We start from the raw sequence: 26152 nt of genomic DNA on the forward strand, positions 1-26152 counted from the left end.
ATTTTATAAAATTAAATGAAATTTAAGTTCAAAATAGTGATAATCAAAAAATGAAAAATCAAATTTATTTATATTTTGGAAACAAAACAGATAAAATTTCTTTTAAAAATTTAGATAGAAGAGATAAAAGGCGAGTAAAAAAATCTCCAAATTTGATTAAAAATCCGAGTTTTTTATCTTCTAGATGGTTAAAATTTAAGCTTAAAAAAAGAGATATTTTTATATCCCACAAGAGCAAATTTAGCGTGATTGGCATTTCCAAAAAGAAAATTGGTATAGATATGGAAGAGTTAAAAAGTAGAAATTTTAACTCTATAGTTGAGTTTTGCTTTACTCAAGAAGAGAAAAATTTTTTTTATGATTGCGATGATAAAATTTTAACTTTTTATAAAATTTTTACAACTAAAGAAGCTATTTTGAAATATAAAAATTTAAATTTCAGTGATTTTAAAAAAGTTAGTTATTTTGATAATGATATCTATAAATTTCATATCAAAAAATTTAATTTTTTAATTACTGTTGTATTTTAAAATCATTATTTAGTTTAATTTAAACAGTTTTTAGTATAATTTGGCTTTAATTTGGATTTTAAAGAAAAGTTATGATAGATGTTGATATTTTAATAATAGGTGCTGGTCCTAGTGGCTCTTTGGTTAGTGCGATTTTGCATAAAAATGGCTTCAGCGTGAAGTGTGTTGATAAGGCTAAATTTCCGCGTTTTGTTATAGGTGAGAGCCTTCTTCCTCATTGTATGACATTTTTAGAAGAAGCTGGTTTTTTAAATGCAGTTTTAAATGCTAGTTATCAATATAAAAACGGAGCTGCTTTTAGCTTTAAAGATCAATATACTTATTTTGATTTTTGTGATAAATTTAGCGATGGATTTGGTACTACATTTCAAGTTAAAAGAGCTGATTTTGATAAACTTTTGATTGATGAAGCTATTAAACAAGGTGTAAATGTTGAGTTTGATTATAAGATAGATGATGTTAAATTTAGTGAAAATTTTGTTATAGCATACTCAAAAAGTGGCGATATTAGAGCTAAATTTATAGTTGATGCTAGTGGATATGGAAGATTTTTGCCAACTCTGCTAAATTTAGAAATTAAAAGCAATCTAAGCCCTAAAAAAGCGTATTTTACGCATATATTTGATAATATAAGTGAGCCACTTTATGATAGAAATAAAATTCTCATCACAACACATCCAGAAAATAGAAAAATTTGGTATTGGCTCATACCTTTTAGTGATGGAATTTCTAGTATTGGAGTTGTTGGCGAGGATAAATTTTTAAATTTAAATTTAGATGATAGACAGACTTTGATAAAACACGTTTATGATGCACCTATTTTAAAACGACTTTTAAATAACGCCAAATGGCAACAAGATGTAAAAAGTATAAAAGAGTATTCTAAAAACGTTAGTAAACTTTATGGAGATAGATTTATTCTTTTAGGTAATGCAAGTGAATTTTTGGATCCTGTTTTTAGTAGTGGAGTTACCATTGCTTTTAAATCAGCTAGTTTAGCAGCAAAATGCATTACAAAAAAATTAAGAAATGAAAATGTTGATTTTAAAAAAGAATACGAAGATGAGCTTATGATTGGAGTTGATTGCTTTAGGAGTTATGTTGAGGGCTGGTATGATGGAAGTTTTCAAGATATTATTTATACCAAAAATCAAAATTATGAAGTTAAGAGAAAAATTAGCTCTATTTTGGCGGGCTATGCATGGGATAAAACCAACCCATTTGTTGTAAAATCAAATGAAGCATTGCACGCTTTGCGTGGATATTGTTAGGAATTTATGAGTATTTTGAAGTTTATTTTTTTTATTATCATATTTTTTTGCTTATCATCTTGTGGTTTGAAATTTCCAAATTTGGAATTAAAATTTGAAGAAAAAAGATTTTTTTTAGAATGTGATAATCAAAATTTTACACTTTTAGTAAGCAATAATGGTAGAAATTTTTCGCTATTTGATTCTTTATTTACTCCTATTGTGAGTAGAAATTTTATGAATTCTAAATTTACAAATGCAAAATTTCTACCGCCATCATCAAAATATGATGAGCTATTTTATGAAATTTTAAAAATGATAAAAGAAGATAAAAAATACCATATTTACAGTGGTAAAAAATTATTTTGCAAGGTTAATGAAATTTGAAAATTTATATATCAAGACCATCGATTTTATCGGCAGCTGGAGATGAAAAGGCTTTATTAAAAAGTATAAGTTTAAACCAGACACATATACAAAAATTTAGTTATTTAAATCAAAAATTTATGGTAGGAAAAATCACTCAAAATTTAGAAAATATACCATCTAAATTTAATGATTGGTTACAAACAAGGACAAATCAAATAGCTTTTAATGTCGTTTTGTCGTTAGAGAGCGAGATACAAAAAGCTATTAAAAAATTTGGAAGAGATAGAGTGGGCGTAGTTGTAGGCACGACAACAAGTGGAGTTGAAGAAAATTTTAAAACGTTAGAAAATGGAAATTTAGATAGAGCAAAATTTTGTGTAAATAAAAATGCACTTTTCAATCCTGCTGTTTTTATTAAACAAATGTTTAATTTACAAAATGTAGCTTATAGCATATCAACTGCTTGTACATCTGGATTAAAAGCGATAAATGAAGGGGTAAATTTAATAAAAAGCGGAATTTGTAAAGCTGTGATTGTTGGTGGAGTTGATAGCTTAAACACTCTTACTCTTTTTGGATTTAAAAGTTTATCGATACTTTCTGATGATTTGATTAAACCATTTGGAAAAGATAGAAATGGTACAAATTTGGGCGAAGGAGGATGCTTTATGTTACTTAGTTGCGATGAGATAAGTGATTTTGTAATAAAGGGATTTGAAAATAATTGCGATGCTTTTCATATCACAACACCAAGAAAAGATGGGCTTTTTCAAACAAAAATAGTTTTAAATTTACTAAAAGCTTTAGAAGATCAAAAAGTTGAATATGTAAATTTACACGCCACAGGGACTTTAATAAATGATGAGATGGAGGCAGCAGTCTTAAATCAAACTCTTTCAAACACAAAGTCAAGTGGCATAAAACACATTATTGGACATACTTTGGGTGCTGCTGGTGCGATTGAGACTGGAATTTGTATAAAATTTTTAGAAAATGAAGAAATTTTACCATTTTATGATGGATATGAGATTGATGGAAGTTTGGATAAATTTAATCTCCTATCTTTACCTGAGAAGCTAAAAGTAAATAATGCTATATCGCTTTCATTTGCTTTTGGTGGTGATAATGCTGGAATTTTAGTAGGAAAAAGTTATGTATGATGTAAAAAATTTAATCCCACATAGCGGAGTTATGGTTTTAGTTGATGAGGTTGTTTTTGTAGATGATGTTTCGATAATAACTAAAAGTGTCATTAAAAATTCACCTTTTATAAATGATGGCAAATTTTTATCTTTTCAGCTTATAGAGATTATGGCTCAAAGTTTAGGAGTTTATAAAAGTTGTAATGACAAAACAAGTGCTAATGATGTGGCTTTTTTGATTGGATGCAGGAAATTTGAAATTCTAAAACCGTTTTTGGAAATAGGCGATGAAATTTTAATTGATGCCAAACTTTCAATCCAAGATGAGAGTGGTTTTGGAGTGTATGATTGTAAATGTTATTTGGATAAAATTTTAGTTGCAAAAGCTAGTATTAGTGTTTTTAATCCAAATAAAGAAAAATTAGCGGAGATAAAAAATGCGTAAAGTTTTAATCACAGGATCAAGTCGTGGAATAGGGCGTGAGATAGCCAAAAAACTAAAATTAAACGGATATGATGTTATTTTGCATGGCAAGACAAAGAGTTTAAATTTACTAAATTTAGCAGATGAGTTAAAGAGCGAATTTATAACTTTTGATGTTGGAAATTTTGAAGAAGCAAAAGAGGTGTTGGATAAATTTAGCGAGCCGTTTTATGGAGTTATTTTAAATGCAGGTATTGCCAATGATGCGACTTTTGCAGCACTTAGTGTTGATGATTGGAATGGGGTTATAAATACAAATTTAGGAAGTTTTTATAATGTTTTAAATCCTCTTATTATGCCGATGGCAAGAGCAAAGCAAGGAAGAATTATTGTGATTAGCTCAGTTAGTGGAATCTTAGGAAATCGTGGCCAAAGTAATTATGCAGCTAGCAAAGCTGGGCTTATTGGAGCTTCTAAGTCATTGGCGATAGAACTTGCTAGTAGAAATATAACAGTAAATGTCATAGCACCTGGACTTATAAAAACTGATATGATTGATGAAAATTTACCTCTGGATGAGATTAAAAAGATGATTCCGATGCGAAGATTTGGTGAAGCTAGTGAAGTGAGTGGGCTTGTAAATTTTTTATTGAGCGATGAGGCTAGTTATATAACAAAGCAAGTTATTGGCGTAAATGGCGGAATGATATGAGGGATATTTATGAATAGAGTTTTTGTAACTGGTTATGGCTTAATAAGTGCTTTTGGAAAGTCGTGGAGTGAGAATAAAACAGCTTTTGAGAATGGTAAAAATGCGGTTATATTTATGAATGATTGGGAGCAATATAGGGATTTAAATACTCGTCTTGGAGCACCGATTTTAAACTACTCTCATCCAAAAGAGTGGTCAAGAAAACAAACTAGAAGTATGGGAAGGGTGAGTGAATTTAGCGTAGATGCAAGCGGTATGGCTTTAAATTTAGCAAATTTAGTAGATAAAGAAGGCATAAAAAAAGAGATAAAAGATGGAAGGATGGGTGTTGCGAGCGGTTCAAGTACAGGTAGCACAGACGCTGTTGCTTCTATGGCAAGACTTTTATTGAATGGTCAAAGTGATTGCAATGCAAATACGTATATAAAAATGATGCCACACACTACAGCTGCAAATATATCTCTTTTTTATGGATTAAAAGGTAGGATTATCCCAACTTCTTCTGCTTGCACTTCAGCAAGCCATGCAATTGGATACTCATTTGAGGCCATAAGATACGGACTTATAGATATGATGATAGCTGGTGGGGCAGAAGAGTTATGTCCAAGTGAAGCTTATGTTTTTGACACACTATATGCAACAAGTTGTAAAAATAACACTCCAAATTTAACTCCATCGCCTTTTGATAAAAATAGAGATGGTTTGGTTTTGGGTGAGGGTGCAGGGTATTTAATTCTAGAGAGCCAAAAGAGCGTTTTACAAAGAGGTATTACGCCAATTGCTGAGTTAGTTGGTTTTGGAAGTACAAGTGATGGCACTCATATAACTCAGCCAAATTCAAAAACAATGAAAGAAGCTATGATTTTAGCCTTAAAATCAGCAAATTTACAGCCTAAGGATATAGGCTATATCAATGCTCATGCTACAGCTACAACTTTAGGTGATATGGCAGAGACAAAGGCTACAAATGAGCTTTTTGGCGAGAATATCGCTATATCAAGTACAAAAAGTTATTTAGGCCATACTCTTGGTGCTTGTGGTGGATTGGAGGCTATTTTTAGTATAGAGATGATGAGAGATGAGATGTTTTTTCCTACTATAAATTTGGTAAATTTAGATGAAAATTGTGCAAAACTAAACTATTTAAGAGAGATAACTAATATTAAAACTAATTATGTTATGAGTAATAATTTTGCATTTGGTGGGGTAAATACTAGCTTGATTTTTAAAAAATTTAATGGATTTTAATTGAAAGGATAGAGATGAAAAAATTTTTAGTTTTAGCTATTTTAATGGCTTTTGGTTTTAGTGCTTTAAACGCAAAAGATAGATTTTTTAATCACAATATAAACGAAGCACTAAACTCAGAATTTGCCAAGAAGATGCTAGATAATAGCGTTAATTTTGAGTTTTCAAAGACTTACGATATAGATGAAAAACCGTTAGTTTTATCAAAAAGTTCAAATAAATATAGAAAAAAATTTGATTCTAAAACAAAAGGATTGAAGATAATAGATAAAGACTATAAAACATCGTGTCAGTATGTGTTTATAACCACACTCAGAGAATTTGAAAGTGAAGCAAAGGTTAGAGGTGCAAAAAGTGTAGTGAATTTGCAAGGATTTTTTCAAAATCAAACATTTGATAGCAAAGATGAATTTCAATGCATAATAGGAAATATGATAACAAGAGTTATTTTAAAAGGAAATTTTAAATGAAGGATATAATGAAAAAAAATTTAGTTTTAGCTATTTTAATGGTTTTTGGGTCTTTGACGTCTTATGCAAAAGATTTGATTTTTTATCATGATATAGATGAAGCACTGAAATCTAATTTTGCAAAGAAGATGTTGGTAGATGAAATAGGGTTAGAATTTTCACAAAAGTACGATTTAGATGAGAGAGAAGCCGCTGTTTTAACACAAAGAAGTACTCATTTTTTTAAAAATATGATAAAAAACAAGCAAAAAAAGATTCTTACAAAGAAGTTTGCCAATATGTTTTTATATCGACTTTAAGAGATTTTCAAAATGAGGCTATAGCTAGAGGGAAATCAAAAGTTGTAAATTTACAAGGCTTTTTTAAAAGACAAATTTTTGATAGTAAAGATAAATTTCAGTGTGCAGTTGGAAAAATTGTAATTGCAGTAGATTTAAAAGGAAATTTTATTTGAAAGGATAGAGATGAAAAAATTTTTAGTTTTAGCTATTTTAATGGCTTTTAGCGGATTGAATGCAAAGGATGATATTTTACATATTTCGTTAGATAAAGCTTTAAATTCTCCTAAAGCAAAAGAGGTTTTAGATCCAAAAATAAAACTTAGTTTTGGTAGCGGAACAAAAGCAAATATCATAAAAGCAGGGCTTCAATCAAATAAAAAAACAAATTCTTTTAATAAAACAGATGAAGAAGCTTGCATTTGGGCATTACTTTCAGCTTTAAAAACTTTTCAAAATAGAGCAATTCAAGAAGGCGGTACAAAGGTTGTAAATTTAACAGGATATTATAAAAAACAGCATTTTAATAGCAAGACAGAATTTCAATGCGGTGCTGGAGCTTTGATGGCTGGAGTTACTTTACGTGGAGATATTGCAAAGTAATGAAATTTGAAATTTTAGATTTAAATTTTTGCGATTTTAAAAGCGGTTTTAATCTTAATGGTTTAAATCCGCTTCAAAAGAGGCGTCTAAGCATTCCATCAAAATGTATTTATACACTTATTAAAAACAGTGTTAAATTTAATATGCCTTGTGTATTTGCATCAAATTATGGAGAATTTCATAGATGTTTAAATTTACTTAGTGGGCTTAGTTTGACAAATAGTGTTTCTCCGACTTCGTTTTCATTATCTGTTTTAAACTCAGCTTTAGCAACATTTTTTATAAAACATGAAATTCATTCGCCACTTTTTGCAATCAGCTCTGAAAATTTAGTAGAAGATGCGGTGATTTGTGCTTATTCTAAACTTTTAGAATTTAATGAAATTTGCGTGATTTGCTATGAAGAAGTTCCATTTAGTGATGAGTTTTATAGTTCTAGTTTTATTATAAAAAGTGGAAATTCCATATCTTTAGAAATATCGCAAGAAAAAATTATATCTAATTTAGTAAATTTGGAGAATTTTAGAGAAAATTTTGGCAAAGATTTTTCTTGGAGTGGAAGAGAGATTGGCTATAGATGGAAATTTTTATGATGGCTTTTAGAATTTTTTTAGTTGGTTTTTTGTTTTTTGTATTTGGTTTTATATGTATGATTGGAAATTTAATTTTTATTCCTATTTTGCTTTTAAGGCTTTATAAATTTAACAAAGTTCAAAATTTTAGTAGATTTTTAGTTAGGCACTCTTGGAGGCTTTTTCTGTTTTTTACTGAAATTTTAGGATATCAAAAATCAAATAAAGAGATTTTAAAAGGTATCAAAACATCTTCATCTATGATTATTTGCAATCACCCATCTTTGCTTGATGTTGTATTTTTCTTATCAAATATAAAGGGTGTAAATTGTGTTGTAAAGAGTGGTTTGAGGAAAAATATATTTCTATATCCAGCGATAAAATCTAGCGGATATATCACTAACTCAAACGATAGCAACTTTCTAAATAAATGTATAGATGTTTTAAAAAATGGAGAAAATTTAGTGGTTTTTCCAGAAGGAAGCAGAACAAAAGATGAAATTTATATGCAAAAAGGTGCGTTTTATATAGCTGTAAGAGGTGCTAAGAATTTGATTTTGGTAACTCTTGAAATGAATCCATTGAGTTTAAGAAAAGATCAAAAATGGTATGAAACCCCTAAAGAGAAAATTGTATATAAATTTAGCATCAAAGATAAAATTGAGCTATCTAAATTTGAAAGCGATAAGATCGATACCATAAGAACTAGAAAATTAAATGAAGAGATAAATAAATTTTATAAAAAGGAGATAAGATGATTGAAGAAGTTAAAAATTTTATTATAAAGAGTTTAAATTTAGAGGATATGAGTCCGTCTGATATAGATGAAAATGAGCCTTTGTTTAATGATGGTTTAGGGCTTGATAGTGTTGATGCACTAGAACTTGGACTTAGTATATCAAAAGTTTATGGCATACAATTGGATTCTAAAAATTCTAATTTAAAAGAAATTTTTCAAAATGTTAAAACATTAAGCGAATTTATAGAAAAAAATAGGACAAAATAATGAATAAAAATGAAATTTTTGAAATTTTAAAAACAAATTTAGTTGAACTTTTTGAGTTAGAAGAGTCAAATATTACACTTGAAGCAAAAATTTATGAAGATTTAGATATTGATAGTATTGATGCGATTGATTTAATCGATAGTATTAAGAAAAAAACTGGTTATAGACTAGAGCCAAATGATTTTAAAAATGTAAAAACACTTGGAGATATAGTTGAAGCGGTTTCATCTAAGGTTAGTTAATCAAATACTTTTAAGTATTTTTAGTGTTTTATACCCTTTTGGAATTGTTTTTAAGAGTGAATTTTTATTAGAGATTGCATTTTTTCTAGCTTTATTTTGGGGCTTAAAAGCGTATTTTGATAAAAAATATTGCTATTTTTTAGTATCTTTATTTTTTATCTTTATAGCTTTTTTTAGAAAGTTTGCATTTTTTTATCCTGTGCTTATGAATTTAGCTATGTTTTTAGTTTTTTTTATAAGCTTAAAAAATGAAAGCATAATTACCAAATTTGCCAAAATCAAAGAGCCAAATTTACCACAAAAAGGCGTTATTTATACAAGAAATTTAACTAAAATTTGGTGTTTATTTTTTATAATAAATGGATTATTTAGTTTTTTGTTATTTTTTGTGAATGAAAAATTTTGGGCGATTTATTGCGGCTTTATAAGCTATGTTTTGGTTTTTATTCTATTTTTTGGAGAGATTTTATATAGAAAGGTGTTTATAAAAATTGATTAATAAAAATATATTTTTCATACAAGAAGAGAAAAATTACAGTGATTTTGAAAAGCAAGCACTAGAATTTAGCGAGTTTTTAAATATAAATAATATAAAAGAGCTATCTTTAAATTTAGATAATATTTATAATTTTTTTGTTTGTTTTTTTGGTTGTATGCATGCAAATGTTAAGAGTTATTTAAATAATAACATCTCTTTTGTTGTAGATGATAAAAATTTAAAAACAATGAAGGCTTCTTGTGGTCAAAATAGCCTAAATTTCAATGAAAATTATGAGTTTTATTTAAAAACTTCTGGAAGCAGTGGCGAGCCAAAGTTGATTAAAAAGAGTATTAAGCAAATGCTTTTAGAAGCTGTTTGTTTACAAGAATTTCTAAATTTAAAAAATCCTACATTTTTCTCAAGCGTGAGTCATTTAAACATGTTTGGTCTTACTTTTAAAGTATTTTTACCACTAATTAGCGGCGGTAAAATCCACTCTTTTTTATTAAATTATCCAGAGATTATGCAAGATATAGACTTTTCAAATGGAGTTTTTATAACTTCTCCAACTGTATTAAACATCTTATCTCAAAAATCAGAGTTGAAGAATTTAAAAGATTTAATTTGCTCAATTACTGCTGGCTCGAAATTGAAAGATAGTGTTATGTTAAATTTAAAAACTATATTTAATATGAATGTTATAGAAATTTATGGAAGTACAGAAACTGGCGTAATAGCTAGGAATTTAGACAATCAATTTTATGCTTTTAAGGGCGTGGATTTAAAAATTTCTCAAGATGATAGATTGTTGATAAATTCACCATGGTGCGATAATTTTTTAAGTAGTGATATGGCAAATTTAGATGGAGATAAAATAACTCTTCTTGGTAGGTATGATAGAATTGTTAAGCTAAATGATATGCGTTTTAGTTTAGATGGAGCTGAAAATTTACTTAAAACCCACGATTTTGTAAATGATGCAAAGTGCGAGTTATTGGAAGGAAATAACAGAATTTCAGCCTTAATTTCACTTAGCGATAAGGGCAAGATTGCTTATCTAAAAGGTGGCAAAAAAAGAGTCTCAAATGAGCTTAAATCATACACAAAAGATAAATTTAAAACTAATATTAGATATTTTAAAATAACCTCAAAAATAGCCTTAAATTCAAATGGAAAATTTACAAAAAAAGATTTTTTAAATGAGTATAATAAGGTAAAAAAACCTGAATTAAAAGAGATTGAACAAGATGGCTTATTTGAAATTTTTACTAGCGAAGATCTATTTTTTTATGAAGGACATTTCAACACTTTTCCTATCACACCTGGTTTTATTGAGCTTGGTTTTGTTTATGAAGCTTTGAGGATGAAAAAAATTGATATTTTAAAGATAAAAAGTATAGAAAATATTAAATTTACAGCTATTTTAAGACCTATGCAAAAAGTATTTTTATCATTAAAAGATGGTGAAAATTTAGTAAATTTTGAAATTTTTGATGATGAGAAGATATATGCTAGTGGAAGGATGAGATTTGGATAAAATTTGCTTTTTAGTGCCGTATTATAATCATCCTCAAAAGATTAAAATTTTGGTTGATAGATTAAAATCATATCAAATTCATATAATTTTAATCGATGATGGAAGTAGCGATAAAGATGTTTTAGAAGCTCTTGGGATAGATATATTAACTCATAGTCAAAATGAAGGCAAGGGCAGGGCTTTAAAAACTGGTTTTGAGTATGCTTTAAAAAATGGTTTTACTCACGCTTTTCAAATAGATGCAGATATGCAACACGATTTAAATAAAATAGATAAATTTTTAGAAATTTACAAAAATGATAAAAAATCAATAATTTGCGGGTATGGAAAATATGACAAAACAGCTCCAAAATCAAGAATTTATGGACGAAAAATTACAAATTTTTGGGGATATATCAATACTCTTGGTGGGCACTTTGAAGATTTTATGATAGGTATGAGAATTTATCCGATAAATAATAAAGTGATTTTAAAAACAAAATCAAATAGAATGGAGTTTGATATTGAAATTTTGATAAATTACTATAAAATGGGATATAAATTTAAGTGGATTGAGGTTGATATAAATTACGATTCTATATCGCATTTTAAGATGTTAAGAGATAATTTTTTAATAAGCAAAATGCATGCAAGATGCTTTTTTTCTTTACCTAAATTTATATATAAGAAGATAAAAAATGAGTTGGTATAATCAAAAAGAAAAAGGGAGTAAATTTCTACTAAAAACAACTCTTTTTTTAGTTAAATTTACACCGAATTTTATCTTGAAATTTATCGTTTTGATGGCAAGCTTTTTTTATTATATTTTTTCAAAAAATGAACGAAAAAATATAGATAAATTTTATAAAAATTTAAACTCTAAAAATAGAAATACTTTTTTAAATTTTTACAATTTTTCTATTAGTATTATAGATAAAATGGCAGTTTGGATAGGAAAAATTCAATTTAAAGACTTGGTATTAAAAGATAAAGATTTGATTTTAAAAAATTTAGTCAATGCAAAAACTGGAACTATTATTTTAGCAAGCCATTATGGAAATATAGAGATCGCAAGAGCTTTAAGCAGGACAAAACATAAGGTTAAATTAGCGATTTTAGTCTATAATAAAAATATGATGAATTTTAATAATTTAATCAATAAAATAAGCTCGCAAAAGATTAAAATCTTTGAAGTTGATGAACTTGATGTTGCAAGAATGATAGAACTTAGGAATTTTTTAGATAATGGAGGCCATCTTTGCATAATGGGTGATAGAATTCCTCTAAAATCAAATAAAATGATAAACGCTAAATTTTTAAATCAAAATGCAGACTTTCCTCTTGGGTCTTTTTATCTAGCATATCTTTTAAAATGTCCTATAAATGCACTTTGGTGTGTAAAAAATAAAAATAAATATGAGATTATGATGGATGAAATTTGTGATTTTTTAGATAAGAAAAGCATTGAAAAATGTGCTTTAAAATATATAAGTTTATTAGAAGATAGAGTTAGAGAAAATCCAACTATGTGGTTTAATTTTTTTGATTTTTGGGGCGATGATGAGAAGAGTTTATAAATTTAGGGTAGAATTTTATGATGTTGATAGCTTAAATGTAGTTTGGCATGGAAATTATGTGAAATTTTTAGAAAGTGCAAGGTGTAAATTTTTAAGCGAACTTGGTTATGATTATGAAAAAATGCGAGATGAGGGCTTTTCTTATCCTGTAGTAAAAATGGATTTTAAATTTATACAGCCCCTGTTTTTTAAGGATGAATTTGAAATTTTAATCACGCTTTTAGAGATTGAAAGTTTTTTAAAATTTTCATATTTAATTACAAAGTCTGGTCAAAAAATTTGCAAAGCCACAACATATCAAGCTTGCGTGGATATGAAAAATATGCAAACTTGCACTATTGCACCAAAAACTTTACAAAATTTAATAAAAGGAGAGTTATGAAAAAAGTTATTATTTTTTTATTTTGTAGCTTTATGTGTCTTGCAGGCGATGAAGAAAAGATTAAAAAAATATTAAATTTCTCAGAAATTCACGGCGAGTTTAATCAAACAAAAATTTTAAAATCATTTAAAAATCCAATAGTGGCTTATGGCAAATTTGCTATTTATGATGAAACTTTTGAACAAAATTTAACAAAGCCTTTTCAGGTATCTGTAAGAGTAGATAAGAATGGAGTTTTTGAGCTTAGAAATGGTAAATTTGAAAAAATTAATTCTAATTTTAACGGCGATATATTTTTAAACATTTTTACTATGAATTTTGAAAATTTAAAGACCAATTTTGATTATAAAATCTCTTTTAAAGATGATTGGGAAATTTTGCTTTTGCCAAAAGGAATTTTATCAAAAATTTTTAGCCAAATTCGCATTAATGGTAAAAAGTATGTTGAAAAAATAGTTTTAGAAGAGATTAACGGTGATAAAACTATATATGAATTTTTTAATATAAAATGAAAAAGTATATATTTTTTTTATCGATTTTTATATTTTTTGGCAGTGCTATTTTTGTAAATTTTCATAAATTTAATGCTGATATCTTTTCTTTGTTGGATTTAAATATAAATAGCATTTCAAAACTAGCCATAAAAAGTCAGCAAGAGGCAAGCAAATTTGATTTTAGTGTTTTGGTAAAAGATAGAGATGATGCAAAAAAAATTGATATTTTAATAAAACAATCAGATCTTTTTGATAAAAATAGTGTGAAAAAAATTGATGATTTGAAATTAGTGCTTTTTGATAAGAGAAGGATTGATGAGCCAAAAGGTATTGATTTTTTTCAAAATAGTGCAAAAAGTCTTTTTGATATAAATAGAAATTTTAGTATAAATGATGATTTTTTTTCTATGATTTCTTTACCTAAGATGGCTAATACTAAATTTGATATAGAGACAGGTTTTTTAAAAACTCAAAATTTTTATCTTTTAAATTATAAATTAAATCAAGATTATGATGAAGAAAAATTAATCAATCTATATAAAGATATAAAAAAATTTAAAAACACTCATATAAATTCATCTCAAATTTATAATCTTTATGCAAAAGATACAGCACGAAATGAAAGCCTAAAATTAGGGCTTTTATCTTTAGGCTTGACATTTTTGTTTATGATTTTTGCTTTTGGGGATTTTAGAATTTTTTATATTTTATTAATAGTGATCTTTTCTTTAATATGCGGACTTGGATTGACTCTTTTGATTTTTGATGAGGTTAGTTTTTTATCTCTTGTTATATCTACGAGTCTTATAGGATTAATTGTGGATTATGCTATGCATTTTTTGAGTGCAAATTTAGAAAAAAATTATAAAAAAGAGAAAATTTTAAATTTCTATAAGATATTTTTTGTAGCGTTTTTGATAACAAGTAGCGGATATTTACTATTTTTCTTATCACCTATGAAATTTTTGCATGAAATTGCATTTATTTCTGTTGCATCTCTATTTTTTTCATCCATATTTACATATTTTATTTTTCCAGATATTTTAAGAAATGCAAAATTTAAAAAAAGCTATATTTTTAATAAAATATTTCATTTTTATATAAAAGTTATCTCTAAAATCAAGATAAAAGTTTTATTGATTTATGCATTAATTTTACTTATTTTTATAAGTTTTTTAAATGTAAATTTAAATGATAATATAAAAAATTATATAAAATTACCTCAAAATTTAGAGCAAGATTCGTATATTTTTAGTAAAGAGCTTGATTTAAAAAGTGATTTTTTATTGGTAGATAAATTTTTATCAAACACCCTTGTTTTAGAATTAAAAGAAAAAAAATTAATTCAAAATCCATTTTTTATAACAAATTTTATAAATGATATAAAAACTCAAAATGACATTAAAGATTATTTTAAAAAGCACTCTTTAAATCCAAATATAATTAAAATTTATGAAAATTTAGGATTTCAAAAAGATGAAATAGATAGTAAATTTAAAGAAATTTATGATTTTAAAACTATGGATTTAAATAATAGCTTGAAAATTTTAGGTATGGATATTAGAAATTTTTTTGTGAGCGATAAAGAGATAATAAAAGCTAGTAGTTTTGTAAAAAATAGAGATTTTGATGAAATTTTGCAAAAATACAATGCAGTTTATGTGAATTTTATTTTTGATATTAATAAAAATTTAAATTCCATCAAAATTCAAGCTATTTTTATAAAATTTGCAGGATTGATTGTGGCTTTTATTGCACTTGGAGTTTTTTTAAATTTTAAATTATCTCTAAAAATAGTGAGTTTGATTTTGTTATCTTCTATTTTATCGGTGATTGTTTTTGTGATTTTAGGGCTAAATTTAGATATATTTGTTTTATTTGGATTTATTTTAGCAAGTGCGGCAGGGATTGATTATATGCTTTTTGCGATAAATGAAAATTTAGATAAAGATGAGAGAATTTTTGGCATAATGGCTGCTAGTTTTACCTCTATTTTATCATTTTTTACTCTCATTTTTAGCTCTACAACGGCAGTTTTTAGTTTTGGGCTAGGTGTTAGTTTAAATTTATTTATACTTATGATTTTAAGCTCGATTTTATCTATAAAAAGCCATTGATTTATCTGTCTTAAAAGGAAAAATATAAAAATAGCATTAGCAGGCGGAGTAGCAAGAGGAATTTTTCATCTTGAAATTTTAGAAAAATTAGACGATCTTGGAGTTGAAATAGATGCTATTTCTAGTAGCAGTATATGTGCTTTTATAGTAGTTTGTTACTCCAGAGGCACTAGATCAAAAGAAATTTTAGACCAAATAATAAATTAAAAGCTTTGTTAGGATTGATGAAAAAACAACTTCATAAAATACTTTGTAAAAAGCGATAGGCTTGAGAATTTAAATATTAAAACTTATGTTGCAAGATTGATTGAGGCTTAGAAATTTGCACTATTTTAGTAGCAGAGATGCGGTTAAGACAGTTCTTGTGCTTTATTTCCTGTTTTTGAGTCTATCGAGTATGAAAAATTGCAACTTGTTGATGGTGGATTTATGGATAATTTACCAATTACACCGCTTTTTAACCATAAATTACTAATTGTTGGAGTGGATTTACATCTAATTTTACCATTTCATAGTAAAAATTTAATATCTTGTTTTAAAAGAGCGTATTTTTTAGTTTAAACTCAAGGAGCTTATCACAAAAAATAGACGCAATCTCTACATAAATGAGCCAAAACTATCAAAATATGGGCTTTTTAGCTTTAAAAATTTTGATGAAATGTTTGATCTTGGATATAATAGCATCTCAAAAGATATGATACAAAATTTAGAAAAATAAAAAGGAGGGGGTATGATTTTAGGCGTTTTTGATTTGGATAAGACTTTGATTTTAGGTGATAGTTATGATTTGTGGCATGAGTTTTTATTAGAGCGTAAAATTTTAGGACAAAAATTTATAGATGAAAATAAACAAATGGGCATTTTATATGAAAAGGGCGAGCTTGATATGGATGAGTATTTGAAATTTTCAATCACTTCTTTAAAAAGCCTGAGTGTTGAGCAGATTAATGATTTAATTCCAATTTTTTTAAAAGATAAAATAGAGCCAATTATACATAGAAAAACTAGAGAATGGTTAGCTAAATTTGATAGAAATTTAATCATATCAGCCACTCCAGAATATATCGTAAAGCCGATATCAAATTTATTAAAAGCTAATGATTTTATCGGTGTAGAATTAGAACAAAAAGATGGATTTTATACTCCAAATGCAAAAAAGCCTTTAAGTTTTAGAGAGGGCAAAGTGTTAAATTTAGAGTTGTATCTAAAAAACAACTCTCTAAATCCAGAAAAAATAGCCTTTTATACAGATTCTATCAATGATATTTCAATGTGCGAATATGCAGATTTTGTAACTTGCGTAAATCCCGATATGAAATTAAGAAAAATAGCTATAGATAAAAAATGGGATATAGTGGATTTAGGGTATTAAATTTATGTTTGTATAAAATCAGCAGCGTTTAAATGTTTTAATAAAAAATAATGATATCTATTTTAAAAACTATATTTAAAATTTAAATTTTAAGATAAGATGCTTTGGTTGGTAAAATATTATGTATAAATTTATGATAGCAAAATTTTGCTTGTTTTGGATGATTAGTGTGCTGAAAAAAGCTTGAAATTTGCAAATATAAAATAATATTCTATTAGTGTGATAAAAGAGAAATTAGAATAATCAAAAAATTTAATAAATTTAATGATTATTTGAATGATGATGTAGTAAAAATATATAAATATTATAAAATTTGATTAAATTGGTGGAGTGGTAGCTAAATTTATTGTTTTGTAAAAATGTTGTTATTTAATGGTATTATATAAATGTTTAAATTTACGAGTTAGGGTAAATATAATAATCAAAAGAGCAACTAAAGTTATTTGTGAGTTTTTTGATGCATATTAATGGTGTTAAATTAATATATTTTTTAAAAAAATACTATATAAATGAGATAAATTTATACAACTTTATAAATTATCTAAATTTCTACTTAAAAATCTTTGTAAAATTATCATTGCAGCTAAGCTATCTAATTTACCATCTTTTTGGCGATGGTTTGCAATACCAAATTCGCTTGCTTCTATGCTAGAGAAGCTTTCATCTTCATAAAAAATCTCGCCATCAAAATTTAAAAGCCCTACAAAATGCTTAATACGTCTAATCATCTCTTCCTCAGAGCTTCCATCAATAGGAATTCCAACTACTATTTTTTTTACTTTATACTCATTTAAAATCATCATCACATCTCTTGCTGCTTGATTTCTATTTTTACGAAGCACTGCATTTATCGGCACTACAACGCCATTTTTATAGCCAAGTGCTAATCCTATTCTTTTAAGTCCAATATCTAAAGAAGCTAGCATTTTAAAATAACCTTTGTGCCTAAAATTTCTACTCTATCATTTAACTCGTATTCATAAATTAAATCTCCAAATTTAGCATAAACTTCATCAAAATTTGGATTTTGTTTTATAAATTCTATTAATTCATCGCTTTTTGTTGATGTTAAATTTTGACCAAATTTATTTGCAAAATCTTCTATATCGTTTATTAGAGTAGCCTTGTTTTGAGATAATAAAAAATTTGTTCCAAGGCTTTCGTTTATGCGATGCGGAAATACATAGATTGGAATTTTAAGTTCATTTGCTATCCTTGCACTCTGCAAAGATCCGCTCCTAAAATCAGCTTGTGCTACAACTAAAGCCTCACAAAGTCCAACAACTATTCGATTTCTTTCTAAAAATCTAAATCCGCTAGCTTTTGTATTTGGTTCATACTCGCTTAAGGCTAAGGCGTTATCGTAGATATTTTTGATCAATTTTTCATTTGTTTTAGGATAAATTTCCTCCAATCCATTGCCAAAAACAGCTATCGTATTAGGAAAAGCACTTATACCGGCTTGTGCATCGCATCCAATAGCACCTCCACTAACCACACAAATACCTCTATTTTTTAGAGATTTAGCTAAATTTTGAATTAAATATTTTGTATAAATACTCATTTTTCTTGAGCCCACAATAGCTACTTTTTTCATATTAAGAAGCTCTAAATTCCCCTTATAGTAAAGTTTTTTAGGAGGATTTTTTAGTCTAAAAAGAGGGCTTAATTCTTTAATGTTAATACTTTTCATATAGATCCTTTATATATACAACTTCTACATCTTTTAAAATTTCATCGCTATTTTTTAATGCTTTAAAAGTGTTTGATTTTGGGTGTCCTATAACAATGGCAAAACCCTTTTTTTTAGCCATTTCAACACTATTTTTTAGCTTTTTTTTGATAGCTTTTATATCGTTTTCATGATCTAAAAACAAATCTCTTACAATGTATGGTTGATTAAATTTTTGAGCTACTTTTTTAACTTTGCTTGTGTTTATCGTTTTGGAATCCAAAAATATAAAATCGTGTTTCAAAAGTGCTTCAAAAAGCATTGTCATTGATTTTTCATCTGATGTAAATTTGCTTCCTGTATGGTTGTTTATAAATTTAGCATTTGGAAAATTTTTTCTTATATTTTTAATCGTTTTTTCTATTTCGTCTTTTGTGCTTTTTGTTGTTAAAGTGCCTATTTCTGGAGAATTAAAATTTATAGCTTCTAATGGCAAATGTATCATAAAACACTCAAATTCTTTAGCAAATTTAGGGGTGTTTTTATGGTGTTTTGTGGGCGGAAAAATTGATGGAGTTAATTTTAAATTTATATTTTTAATCTCATCTACGTGTGATTTTAAACTAACATCATCTATTATAATTACCAATTTTGGCTTATTCGATTTTGTTTGTTGGACGGAATCTGTTTTTATAGCATTATTTTGTGGCGGAATTTCTAGTTTTTGCTTTTTTGGTTGTAAAATTTTAGTATAATCTTGATTTGTAGTTTGCATTTTTATGTCAAGATTTTTTATAATATTTTTACTTTTTGGTGCTTGACTTTTGTGGATTTGTGTTTTTATTGTTTTTTCTTCTTGTTGATTATACAAAAACCAACAATCTAAAACATAATACATAAAAAAACCCAAGAAAAAGCATATAAGAATTAAAAATAAAATTTCTTTATAGGGGCTTTTTGCCCCCCTTTTTTTTAGTCTTTTTTTAGCCAATTAATTTTCGTCTTTATTAATTAATTTTCCATCATTTATCCAAGGCATCATAGCTCTTAGTTTTTGACCAGTTTTATTTAAGAGGCTGTTATTTGCTAAATTTCTTTGAGCATTCATTTTTGTATAGCCAGCTTGTTTTTCAAGTATGAAATTTTTAGCAAAAGTACCGTCTTGAATTTCGTTTAAAATTTGCTTCATAGCTTTTTTTGTATCAGAAGTTATAATTTTTTTACCACTTTCATAATCGCCATATTCTGCAGTATTTGAGATAGAATAACGCATATCAGCCATTCCGCCTTGATAAATCAAATCAACGATTAATTTCATTTCGTGCAAACACTCAAAATAAGCCATCTCAGGCTCATATCCAGCTTCAACTAACGTCTCAAAACCAGCATTTATTAAAGCACAAAGCCCACCACACAAAACAGCTTGTTCGCCAAAAAGATCTGTTTCTGTTTCATCTTTAAAAGTTGTTTCTATAATACCGCTTCTTCCGCCACCAATAGCACTTGCATAACTTAGTGCTAACTCTCTTGCTTTTCCGCTTGAATTTTGACTAATTGCTATTAAATCGGGTATCCCGCCACCTTTTAGAAATTCATTTCTAACTGTATGACCAGGAGCTTTTGGAGCTATCATAATGCAATCAACGCCTTTTGGAGGCACGATTTGTCCATAATGTATATTAAAACCATGTCCAAAAGCTATAGCCTTACTTTCGCTTAAATTTGGTTCGATATCTTTTTTATAAATTCCAGCTTGAAGCTCATCAGGGGCTAAAATCATAATCAAATCGCATTTAGCTGTTGCTTCAGCCACACTAGTAACTAAAAAATTTTTTGCAACCGCTTTTTCCCAGCTTTTTCCAGGTCTAAGCCCTATTATAACCTCTACTCCACTATCTCTTAAATTTTCGGCGTGTGCATGCCCTTGGCTTCCAAAGCCGATTATAGCGACCTTTTTGCTTCTAATAAGACTTAAATCGCAATCTTTGTCATAATAAACATTTATAGCCATATAACATTCCTTTAAAAAAATTTCTGCTATTATACACAAAACGAACCTAAAAAGTTCTGAAATTATAAATTTAAAAGGTAAAGTATTGAGAAAATTTTTAGAAAATTTACTACAAGGCGTGCATCAAAGCACCTTAAAATCAAGCCAAAAAGAGATTTTAAGAAATTTAGAAATGATGAAAGCTGTTAGCTTATATAAAAAAATTTACTATTTAAATGATGGTTTTATTTGTGGGAAATTAGATATAAATTTAAAAGGCGTAGGTTTTATAGAAGTTTTTGATCCTAAATTTATAAGAGATGTTATTGTAGAAAATAGAGATATAAAAGCAGCAAAACAAGGAGATATAGTATTAGCAAAACTTATAAAATCTAAAAAAACTAGATTAAAAGCTAAAATTTTAATGAATCTAAAGCCAGCATTTGCTACAAGTGTTGTCTATACAAAAAAAATCGGTAAAACGATTATGGGAGTAAATTTAAAAAGTGGCTTAGCTATAAATCTTAAAGCAACACAAAAATCTTTAAAATCACTTCTTGATGGAACTTTACTTAAAATAGATAATAAAACAGATGAGATTATAGAGGTTTTAGGAAATATAAATGATGATTTTATGGATGAAAAAATTTCTTTAGCACTTTATAATAAAAACGATGAATTTAGCGAAATTTGCGAGCAAGAAGCTTTGAGTTTTGGAAATTTTGTAGATAAAAATATGTATGAAAACAGGGTTGATTTAACTAATTTTAATTTTTGCACAATAGATCCAGTTGATGCAAAAGATTTTGATGATGCAATATATTTTGATGAAAAATCAAACACTTTATATGTAGCTATTGCTGATGTTAGTGAGTATGTGCAACCGTATTGTGCTATCGATAAAGAGGCTAAATTTAGAGGATTTTCTATATATTTTCCACATAAAAGCGTGCCAATGTTACCAAGAAATTTAAGTGAAAATATATGTTCGCTAAAGCCAAATTTAGATCGCCTTGCATTTTGTTTTAAGATCACATTGGATAAAAATTATAATGTTATCAAAGAGGAGTTATTAAGTGCGGTTATAAATTCAAAAAAGAGATTTAATTATGATGAAGTGGATGAAATTTTGAAAATAAAAAAATATAATGATAAAAATATGCTAAAAATGCTTTTAAATTTAGATAAATTAGCTCAAAATTTAAAATCACTTAGGCTTAAAAATGGTTTTGATTTTCAAAATTCTGAATTAAAGCTAACGTTAGATGATAAAAATAAAATTTCATCTACTAGATTTGAGACTCAAAGTCCATCTCATAGTTTGATTGAAGAGTGTATGCTTTTGGCAAATAAGGCTGCTGCAAAGTGTATTGATAGAGGAATTTTTAGAAATCACGATACTGCAGATGATAAAAAAATGCAAAATTTAAAAGATGATCTTTTAGCTTTAAATATAGATGTTAAATTTGATAAAAATTTAGTTAATTATGTATCAAATATCCAAAATTTAGCCGATAAAATGGGCATTAGACAAGAGGTTGATAAACTTATCATAAAAGCACAAAAAAGAGCCGTTTATGAAGAAAAATCAAGAGGTCATTTTGGACTTGGATTTGATACATATACTCATTTTACAAGCCCTATTAGGCGTTATAGTGATTTACTTTTACATAGACTTTTAAAAGCAAAATTAAATAGCGATGAGAAGCTATTTAACTATTTACTTTTAAATATACAAGATTTATGTGATGAGTTAAATATCCTTGAAAGAGAGGCAGATAAGGTTTCATATGATTTTATGGATAGAAAATTTGCAAGATGGGCAAAAGATAAAATAGGGCAAAATTTTAGATGTTATATCAATGAAAATGAAAATATAGTAACAGCAAAACTTAATGATAAATTTAAGGGGGCTAGAATTTTTATTTTAAACTATACAAATGATATCTTAACTCCTGTTTTGGTGCAAATTTATGATGTTGATATAGCGAGTGCAAAAATTTTTGGAAAGGTGGTTAAAAAGTTGGATGTATAAAAAAGATTTAGATGCTTTAATTAGTGCAAATAAACTACCAAATTTTATGTTAATACGCTCAAATGATGAGTTTTTAAATGAAATTTATGCTAGTGAAATTTTAGAAATTTGGAGTGCAGGTGAGTTAAGCAAAGATGAGATTTATAAAATTTATTATGATGAGTACGATTTTGAAAATATTAAGGGCTATTTAGAGCCATCTTTATTTTCATCAAAAAATATAGTGCATTTAAAAACAGATAAACTCGTAAAAACAAAAGAGTTAAAAGAGATTATATCCATACTTTTAAAAAATAGCGATAATTTCTTTTTGTATGAGCTTTTTGAGGGGCGTGATTTTAAAATTTCAAATGACTTTATAAAGGTGTTTGATGGAAATTTTGTAAGACTTTTTAAACCTGCAAATCCAAACGAAGCTATCCAAATTTTAAATAAGAAGGCTTTAAATTTAGGCTTAAAAATCAATCAAAACGCTATTTTTGAAATATATAAAATTCATAATGAAAATTTAAGTCTTTCATCTTGCGAACTTGAAAAATTTGCTAGCTTAAATTTGGAATTAAATTTAGAAAACGTTAAAGAGAATGTTTTTGGATTAAGTGAGATTAGTTTTGAAGAAATTTTTAATAAAATCATAAATTTAAAAGATTTCAGGAATGAGTTTTTTATATATATTCAAAGCGGATCATATAATGAAAATGAGCTTTTAGGCTATCTTTATGCCTCATTTTTTAGAATTTTTCAAATTCATTCATATATAAAAATAAATGGAAAACTAGATATAAAAGAGATTTTAGGATACATACCGCCACCTCAGATTCAAGCAAATTTAAAAAATGATGCTTTAAAATTTAATACTATAAAATTTAGAGAAATTTTTATTTTTTTAAATGAGCTAGATTATGATTTAAAAACAAAAAAAGATTTAAATAAGACATATTTTATGCTAAGTGCTTTAATAAAACTTCAAAAACTTTTAGCACAAAAGTAAAATTTAAGTCTAAATTTGATATACTCACAAACTGCATTAATTTGCAAATTCCTTGCTTATTAAATAAGCTATAAAACCATAAGGAGAAGATATGAAACATTATGAGGTGCTATTCATAGTTAAACCTACTTTAACTGATGAAGAAGTAAAAAAACGAGTTGATTTCGTAAAAGAAATTATTACAAAAAATGGCGGTGAAGTCGCTTCTGTTATAGAAATGGGAACTAGAAAATTAGCCTATAGTATAAAAAAATATGAAAGAGGTGTTTATTTTGTAGTATATTTCATAGCGCCAACAGCACTAATTTCTGAACTTGTTAGAAATATAAGATATAATGAAGACATAATTAGATTTTTAACAGTTAAATATGAAAATAAAAAAGAGATTTTAGCGTGGGAAAAATTAAGCAAAGGTATGAAATTTGGCATATCAAAAAAAGAGAGAAAACCGCGTGCTAATATACAATCAAATGAAACAAAAGATAGCAATGAGGATAGCAACATAGAAGCATAATTAAGGATAAAAAATGTTTAATAAAGTGATATTGGTTGGCAATTTAACAAGAGATATTGAGTTAAGATACATAAATAGCGGATCAGCGATTGGGAATTGCGGTTTAGCAGTAACTAGAAAATACAAAAGCAATGATGGAAGTCAAAAGGAAGAGACGTGTTTTATAGATATAGTATTTTGGGGCAGAACTGCTGAAGTAGCCAATCAATACCTTAGAAAAGGTAGTAAAATTTTGATTGAAGGACGCCTTGCTTTTCAAACTTGGCAAGATCAAAATGGTCTTAATAGAAGTAAACATATTGTTAATGTAGATACTATGGAAATGCTAGGTTCTAATGAACAAAAGCAAAATTCAAGACCATATGAACAGCAAAATAGAGGCGATTTTAATTCAAACAATTATCAACAAAATAACTACCAACAAAATCAACAAAATAAAAGCTTTTCAAGGCAAAACAATAATAGCTATAACAATTATCAAGATGATATAAAAGAGATTGATGTTGATGCCGATATGGGAAGCGATGGTAATGAAGAGTTACCTTTTTAATATAAAATAAAGGAAAAAGTATGGCAGATAAAAGAAAATATGCAAGAAAATATTGCAGATATACAGAGGCAAAAATTGAGTTTATAGATTATAAAGATACTGGGCTTTTAAAGTATTGTTTGTCAGAGCGTTTTAAAATTATGCCAAGACGCTTAACTGGAACTTCAAAGAGATATCAAGAGATGGTAGAAAAAGCTATTAAAAGAGCTAGACATGTAGCTTTAATACCTTATGTAGTTGATACAAAAAATGTAGTTGCAAATCCATTTGAAAATTTATAATCTTATTTTTTAGGGAAAATTTTCCCTAAAATTCTTTTTAAAATTCATAATTTAATTTATTTACTTATATTAAATTTGACATTTTGATAAAGATTATTTCATAAAAGCATAAATGAATTTCTTTTTATTGACTTTTTAATAGAATTTAACTCAACTACAGTTAAACACTAAAAAAATAGCTTTAAAATATGATTACAAGGTTAGAATTATCCATTTTAGATTTAAAAATTAAATTCACAAGATATTTAATATGTTTTTGTTTTAGAAAAAAAAGCTAAAATTTAAATGATTGAAAAATAGCAAAATAAATTATAATTTCATAATAAGTGAAAATTTTCTAAATTTATTAATCAAATGTATTAGGGCTATTTTAAATTAAAATAAGGCGTAAGAAATAAGGCATATTAAAAAAGTTTTAAAGAGATAGTTAGTTTATGCTTGCAACACCTAAAAATTAGAATTATTTTCTAACTTGATAGAATTTGACAGATTAAACATAGTACAAAATATTCAGATAAGTTAGAAAATTTATAGTGTTTTGGTTAATTATGAAATTAAAGGGTATGTTGAAGTAAAATATTATAAGAATAAATTCTTTAATAACAATATATCCCAACCACATTATAATACAATAATACTCATAAAAATTGCACTTTAAGTGTTTAAAAACTACTCTATTTTTAATACCAATTCTATAAATAGATTAATCATAACATCATAAGCAAGTATTTTTCTATTTTTAGATAGAAGCTATTTTAAAACTACCATCACAAAACTAAAAACTTCGATTTAAGAAGGTAAATTTAAGAGATAGCAAGATATTTATAATAAGCATATTTGATGGATAAATTTTATAGTTAATTATAATAGATTAGATTAATAGAGTTTTTTATTTAAAAGCCTTACCAAATAAAGATTTTTTAAATTTAGTGGCATTAGAACGTATTTTGAATTGCATTTAAAAAGTGTAAATTTAAAAGGATGAAAAACAATATTAAAAAAAAAGAGTTAAATCATATAATAATTAAAAATTATCTTAATAGCTATAAAGCTAATTTTTTAAATCGCTATAAATTTATCAATTATACTTAATTCAAAATTCAAAATGTAATAAAATAGCTAAAATTTATTATGTTTAAAAGTCTCATAAAATTTAATGATAATATTTATTTTAGATAATAGAGTTTATAATATACCTTTATACTCAAATGATTGAAATGTGAGAATAAATTTAAAGGCTGGCTTGATTTAGACTGTGATATTTATGCTATTAATTTACTATATGCTTCATATTTATAAATTTATGAGTTATTTTTATGGCTTTAATCTTGATA

At 26.7% G+C, this 26152-nt stretch carries 33 protein-coding genes; 29 read left to right on the forward strand and 4 right to left on the reverse strand.

Going from position 1 to position 26152, the window contains the following annotated elements:
* Nucleotides 1-50: 50 nt before the first annotated feature.
* The 24 genes from F1B92_RS06015 (at nucleotide 51) to F1B92_RS06125 (ending at nucleotide 16785) form a co-directional block, all read left to right on the forward strand.
* Entirely contained in the window at nucleotides 51-530 is a 480-nt protein-coding gene (locus F1B92_RS06015) for a 4'-phosphopantetheinyl transferase family protein (protein ID WP_154570963.1), read from the forward strand.
* A gap of 71 nt (nucleotides 531-601) precedes the next feature.
* Entirely contained in the window at nucleotides 602-1801 is a 1200-nt protein-coding gene (locus F1B92_RS06020) for an NAD(P)/FAD-dependent oxidoreductase (protein WP_154570964.1), read from the forward strand.
* A 6-nt stretch (nucleotides 1802-1807) separates the two neighbouring features.
* Nucleotides 1808-2167 (forward strand): hypothetical protein, encoded by a 360-nt coding sequence (locus tag F1B92_RS06025; RefSeq protein WP_154570965.1) that lies wholly within the window; start codon nucleotides 1808-1810, stop codon nucleotides 2165-2167.
* Nucleotides 2164-3309, forward strand: a complete 1146-nt coding sequence (locus tag F1B92_RS06030) for a beta-ketoacyl synthase N-terminal-like domain-containing protein (RefSeq protein WP_154570966.1) — start codon at nucleotides 2164-2166, stop codon at nucleotides 3307-3309. Before F1B92_RS06025 ends, F1B92_RS06030 begins: the two co-directional genes overlap by 4 nt.
* Nucleotides 3302-3736, forward strand: a complete 435-nt coding sequence (locus F1B92_RS06035) for an ApeP family dehydratase (protein WP_154570967.1) — start codon at nucleotides 3302-3304, stop codon at nucleotides 3734-3736. The genes F1B92_RS06030 and F1B92_RS06035 overlap by 8 nt, the downstream gene beginning before the upstream one ends.
* Nucleotides 3729-4427, forward strand: a complete 699-nt coding sequence (gene fabG, locus F1B92_RS06040; RefSeq protein WP_154570968.1) for a 3-oxoacyl-ACP reductase FabG — start codon at nucleotides 3729-3731, stop codon at nucleotides 4425-4427. Before F1B92_RS06035 ends, fabG begins: the two co-directional genes overlap by 8 nt.
* 9 nt (nucleotides 4428-4436) lie before the next feature.
* Nucleotides 4437-5675 (forward strand): beta-ketoacyl-ACP synthase, encoded by a 1239-nt coding sequence (locus tag F1B92_RS06045; RefSeq protein ID WP_154570969.1) that lies wholly within the window; start codon nucleotides 4437-4439, stop codon nucleotides 5673-5675.
* Nucleotides 5676-5689: 14 nt separating this feature from the next.
* Nucleotides 5690-6145, forward strand: a complete 456-nt coding sequence (locus F1B92_RS06050) for an excinuclease ATPase subunit (protein ID WP_154570970.1) — start codon at nucleotides 5690-5692, stop codon at nucleotides 6143-6145.
* Nucleotides 6142-6444: a hypothetical protein gene (locus F1B92_RS06055; protein ID WP_154570971.1), complete on the forward strand. Its 303-nt coding sequence runs from the start codon at nucleotides 6142-6144 to the stop codon at nucleotides 6442-6444. The genes F1B92_RS06050 and F1B92_RS06055 overlap by 4 nt, the downstream gene beginning before the upstream one ends.
* A 165-nt stretch (nucleotides 6445-6609) precedes the next feature.
* A complete protein-coding gene (locus F1B92_RS06060; protein WP_154570972.1) occupies nucleotides 6610-7026 on the forward strand; it encodes an excinuclease ABC subunit A in 417 nt (138 codons plus the stop codon).
* Complete coding sequence (locus tag F1B92_RS06065) at nucleotides 7026-7619, forward strand: beta-ketoacyl synthase chain length factor (RefSeq protein WP_195836300.1); 594 nt, start codon at nucleotides 7026-7028, stop codon at nucleotides 7617-7619. Before F1B92_RS06060 ends, F1B92_RS06065 begins: the two co-directional genes overlap by 1 nt.
* On the forward strand, nucleotides 7604-8356 hold the full coding sequence (locus F1B92_RS06070) for a lysophospholipid acyltransferase family protein (protein ID WP_229770954.1): 753 nt from the start codon (nucleotides 7604-7606) through the stop codon (nucleotides 8354-8356). The genes F1B92_RS06065 and F1B92_RS06070 overlap by 16 nt, the downstream gene beginning before the upstream one ends.
* Nucleotides 8353-8604 carry a phosphopantetheine-binding protein gene (locus F1B92_RS06075; RefSeq protein WP_154570974.1) on the forward strand — a complete coding sequence of 84 codons (252 nt, stop codon included), beginning with the start codon at nucleotides 8353-8355 and terminating at the stop codon, nucleotides 8602-8604. Before F1B92_RS06070 ends, F1B92_RS06075 begins: the two co-directional genes overlap by 4 nt.
* A complete protein-coding gene (locus F1B92_RS06080; RefSeq protein ID WP_154570975.1) occupies nucleotides 8604-8846 on the forward strand; it encodes an acyl carrier protein in 243 nt (80 codons plus the stop codon). Before F1B92_RS06075 ends, F1B92_RS06080 begins: the two co-directional genes overlap by 1 nt.
* The gene (locus F1B92_RS06085) at nucleotides 8818-9345 is read left to right on the forward strand and encodes a COG4648 family protein (RefSeq protein ID WP_154570976.1); all 528 of its coding nucleotides are present in this window, start codon (nucleotides 8818-8820) and stop codon (nucleotides 9343-9345) included. Before F1B92_RS06080 ends, F1B92_RS06085 begins: the two co-directional genes overlap by 29 nt.
* Nucleotides 9338-10864, forward strand: coding sequence for an AMP-binding protein (locus F1B92_RS06090; RefSeq protein ID WP_154570977.1), 1527 nt, complete (start codon nucleotides 9338-9340; stop codon nucleotides 10862-10864). Before F1B92_RS06085 ends, F1B92_RS06090 begins: the two co-directional genes overlap by 8 nt.
* On the forward strand, nucleotides 10857-11555 hold the full coding sequence (locus F1B92_RS06095; RefSeq protein WP_154570978.1) for a glycosyltransferase family 2 protein: 699 nt from the start codon (nucleotides 10857-10859) through the stop codon (nucleotides 11553-11555). The genes F1B92_RS06090 and F1B92_RS06095 overlap by 8 nt, the downstream gene beginning before the upstream one ends.
* Nucleotides 11542-12420 carry an LpxL/LpxP family acyltransferase gene (locus F1B92_RS06100; protein ID WP_154570979.1) on the forward strand — a complete coding sequence of 293 codons (879 nt, stop codon included), beginning with the start codon at nucleotides 11542-11544 and terminating at the stop codon, nucleotides 12418-12420. The genes F1B92_RS06095 and F1B92_RS06100 overlap by 14 nt, the downstream gene beginning before the upstream one ends.
* A complete protein-coding gene (locus F1B92_RS06105; protein WP_326833114.1) occupies nucleotides 12404-12802 on the forward strand; it encodes an acyl-CoA thioesterase in 399 nt (132 codons plus the stop codon). Before F1B92_RS06100 ends, F1B92_RS06105 begins: the two co-directional genes overlap by 17 nt.
* Entirely contained in the window at nucleotides 12799-13314 is a 516-nt protein-coding gene (locus tag F1B92_RS06110) for a LolA family protein (RefSeq protein ID WP_154570981.1), read from the forward strand. Before F1B92_RS06105 ends, F1B92_RS06110 begins: the two co-directional genes overlap by 4 nt.
* A complete protein-coding gene (locus F1B92_RS06115) occupies nucleotides 13311-15413 on the forward strand; it encodes a hypothetical protein (RefSeq protein WP_154570982.1) in 2103 nt (700 codons plus the stop codon). Before F1B92_RS06110 ends, F1B92_RS06115 begins: the two co-directional genes overlap by 4 nt.
* Nucleotides 15414-15443: 30 nt before the next feature.
* Entirely contained in the window at nucleotides 15444-15620 is a 177-nt protein-coding gene (locus tag F1B92_RS09530) for a patatin-like phospholipase family protein (RefSeq protein ID WP_407643637.1), read from the forward strand.
* A 222-nt stretch (nucleotides 15621-15842) separates the two neighbouring features.
* Nucleotides 15843-15974, forward strand: coding sequence for a hypothetical protein (locus F1B92_RS09375; RefSeq protein ID WP_268233927.1), 132 nt, complete (start codon nucleotides 15843-15845; stop codon nucleotides 15972-15974).
* A gap of 169 nt (nucleotides 15975-16143) precedes the next feature.
* On the forward strand, nucleotides 16144-16785 hold the full coding sequence (locus F1B92_RS06125; protein ID WP_154570983.1) for an HAD family hydrolase: 642 nt from the start codon (nucleotides 16144-16146) through the stop codon (nucleotides 16783-16785).
* Nucleotides 16786-17315: 530 nt separating this feature from the next.
* Here F1B92_RS06125 and ruvX read toward each other — a convergent pair.
* The 4 genes from ruvX to ilvC form a co-directional block, all read right to left on the reverse strand.
* Nucleotides 17316-17711, reverse strand: coding sequence for a Holliday junction resolvase RuvX (gene ruvX, locus F1B92_RS06130; protein WP_154570984.1), 396 nt, complete (start codon nucleotides 17709-17711; stop codon nucleotides 17316-17318).
* Nucleotides 17705-18478, reverse strand: a complete 774-nt coding sequence (locus F1B92_RS06135) for a DNA-processing protein DprA (RefSeq protein WP_154570985.1) — start codon at nucleotides 18476-18478, stop codon at nucleotides 17705-17707. Before F1B92_RS06135 ends, ruvX begins: the two co-directional genes overlap by 7 nt.
* Nucleotides 18465-19355, reverse strand: a complete 891-nt coding sequence (locus tag F1B92_RS06140) for a divergent polysaccharide deacetylase family protein (protein WP_154570986.1) — start codon at nucleotides 19353-19355, stop codon at nucleotides 18465-18467. The genes F1B92_RS06135 and F1B92_RS06140 overlap by 14 nt, the downstream gene beginning before the upstream one ends.
* A gap of 93 nt (nucleotides 19356-19448) precedes the next feature.
* Nucleotides 19449-20468: a ketol-acid reductoisomerase gene (gene ilvC, locus F1B92_RS06145; RefSeq protein ID WP_154570987.1), complete on the reverse strand. Its 1020-nt coding sequence runs from the start codon at nucleotides 20466-20468 to the stop codon at nucleotides 19449-19451.
* An 85-nt stretch (nucleotides 20469-20553) separates the two neighbouring features.
* Here ilvC and F1B92_RS06150 point away from each other — a divergent pair, with 85 nt between their 5' ends.
* From F1B92_RS06150 to rpsR, 5 genes are all read left to right on the forward strand, one after another.
* Nucleotides 20554-22482, forward strand: coding sequence for an RNB domain-containing ribonuclease (locus F1B92_RS06150; protein ID WP_154570988.1), 1929 nt, complete (start codon nucleotides 20554-20556; stop codon nucleotides 22480-22482).
* A complete protein-coding gene (locus tag F1B92_RS06155) occupies nucleotides 22475-23473 on the forward strand; it encodes a hypothetical protein (RefSeq protein WP_154570989.1) in 999 nt (332 codons plus the stop codon). Before F1B92_RS06150 ends, F1B92_RS06155 begins: the two co-directional genes overlap by 8 nt.
* A gap of 91 nt (nucleotides 23474-23564) precedes the next feature.
* Complete coding sequence (gene rpsF, locus F1B92_RS06160; protein WP_154570990.1) at nucleotides 23565-23987, forward strand: 30S ribosomal protein S6; 423 nt, start codon at nucleotides 23565-23567, stop codon at nucleotides 23985-23987.
* Between the two features lie 13 nt (nucleotides 23988-24000).
* On the forward strand, nucleotides 24001-24537 hold the full coding sequence (locus tag F1B92_RS06165) for a single-stranded DNA-binding protein (RefSeq protein WP_154570991.1): 537 nt from the start codon (nucleotides 24001-24003) through the stop codon (nucleotides 24535-24537).
* A gap of 20 nt (nucleotides 24538-24557) precedes the next feature.
* Nucleotides 24558-24818 carry a 30S ribosomal protein S18 gene (gene rpsR, locus F1B92_RS06170; protein WP_154570992.1) on the forward strand — a complete coding sequence of 87 codons (261 nt, stop codon included), beginning with the start codon at nucleotides 24558-24560 and terminating at the stop codon, nucleotides 24816-24818.
* Nucleotides 24819-26152: the final 1334 nt, after the last annotated feature.

Origin of the sequence: Campylobacter portucalensis, from assembly GCF_009690845.1 — a bacterium.
In the GTDB taxonomy this organism is placed as follows: Bacteria; Campylobacterota; Campylobacteria; order Campylobacterales; family Campylobacteraceae; genus Campylobacter_B; species Campylobacter_B portucalensis.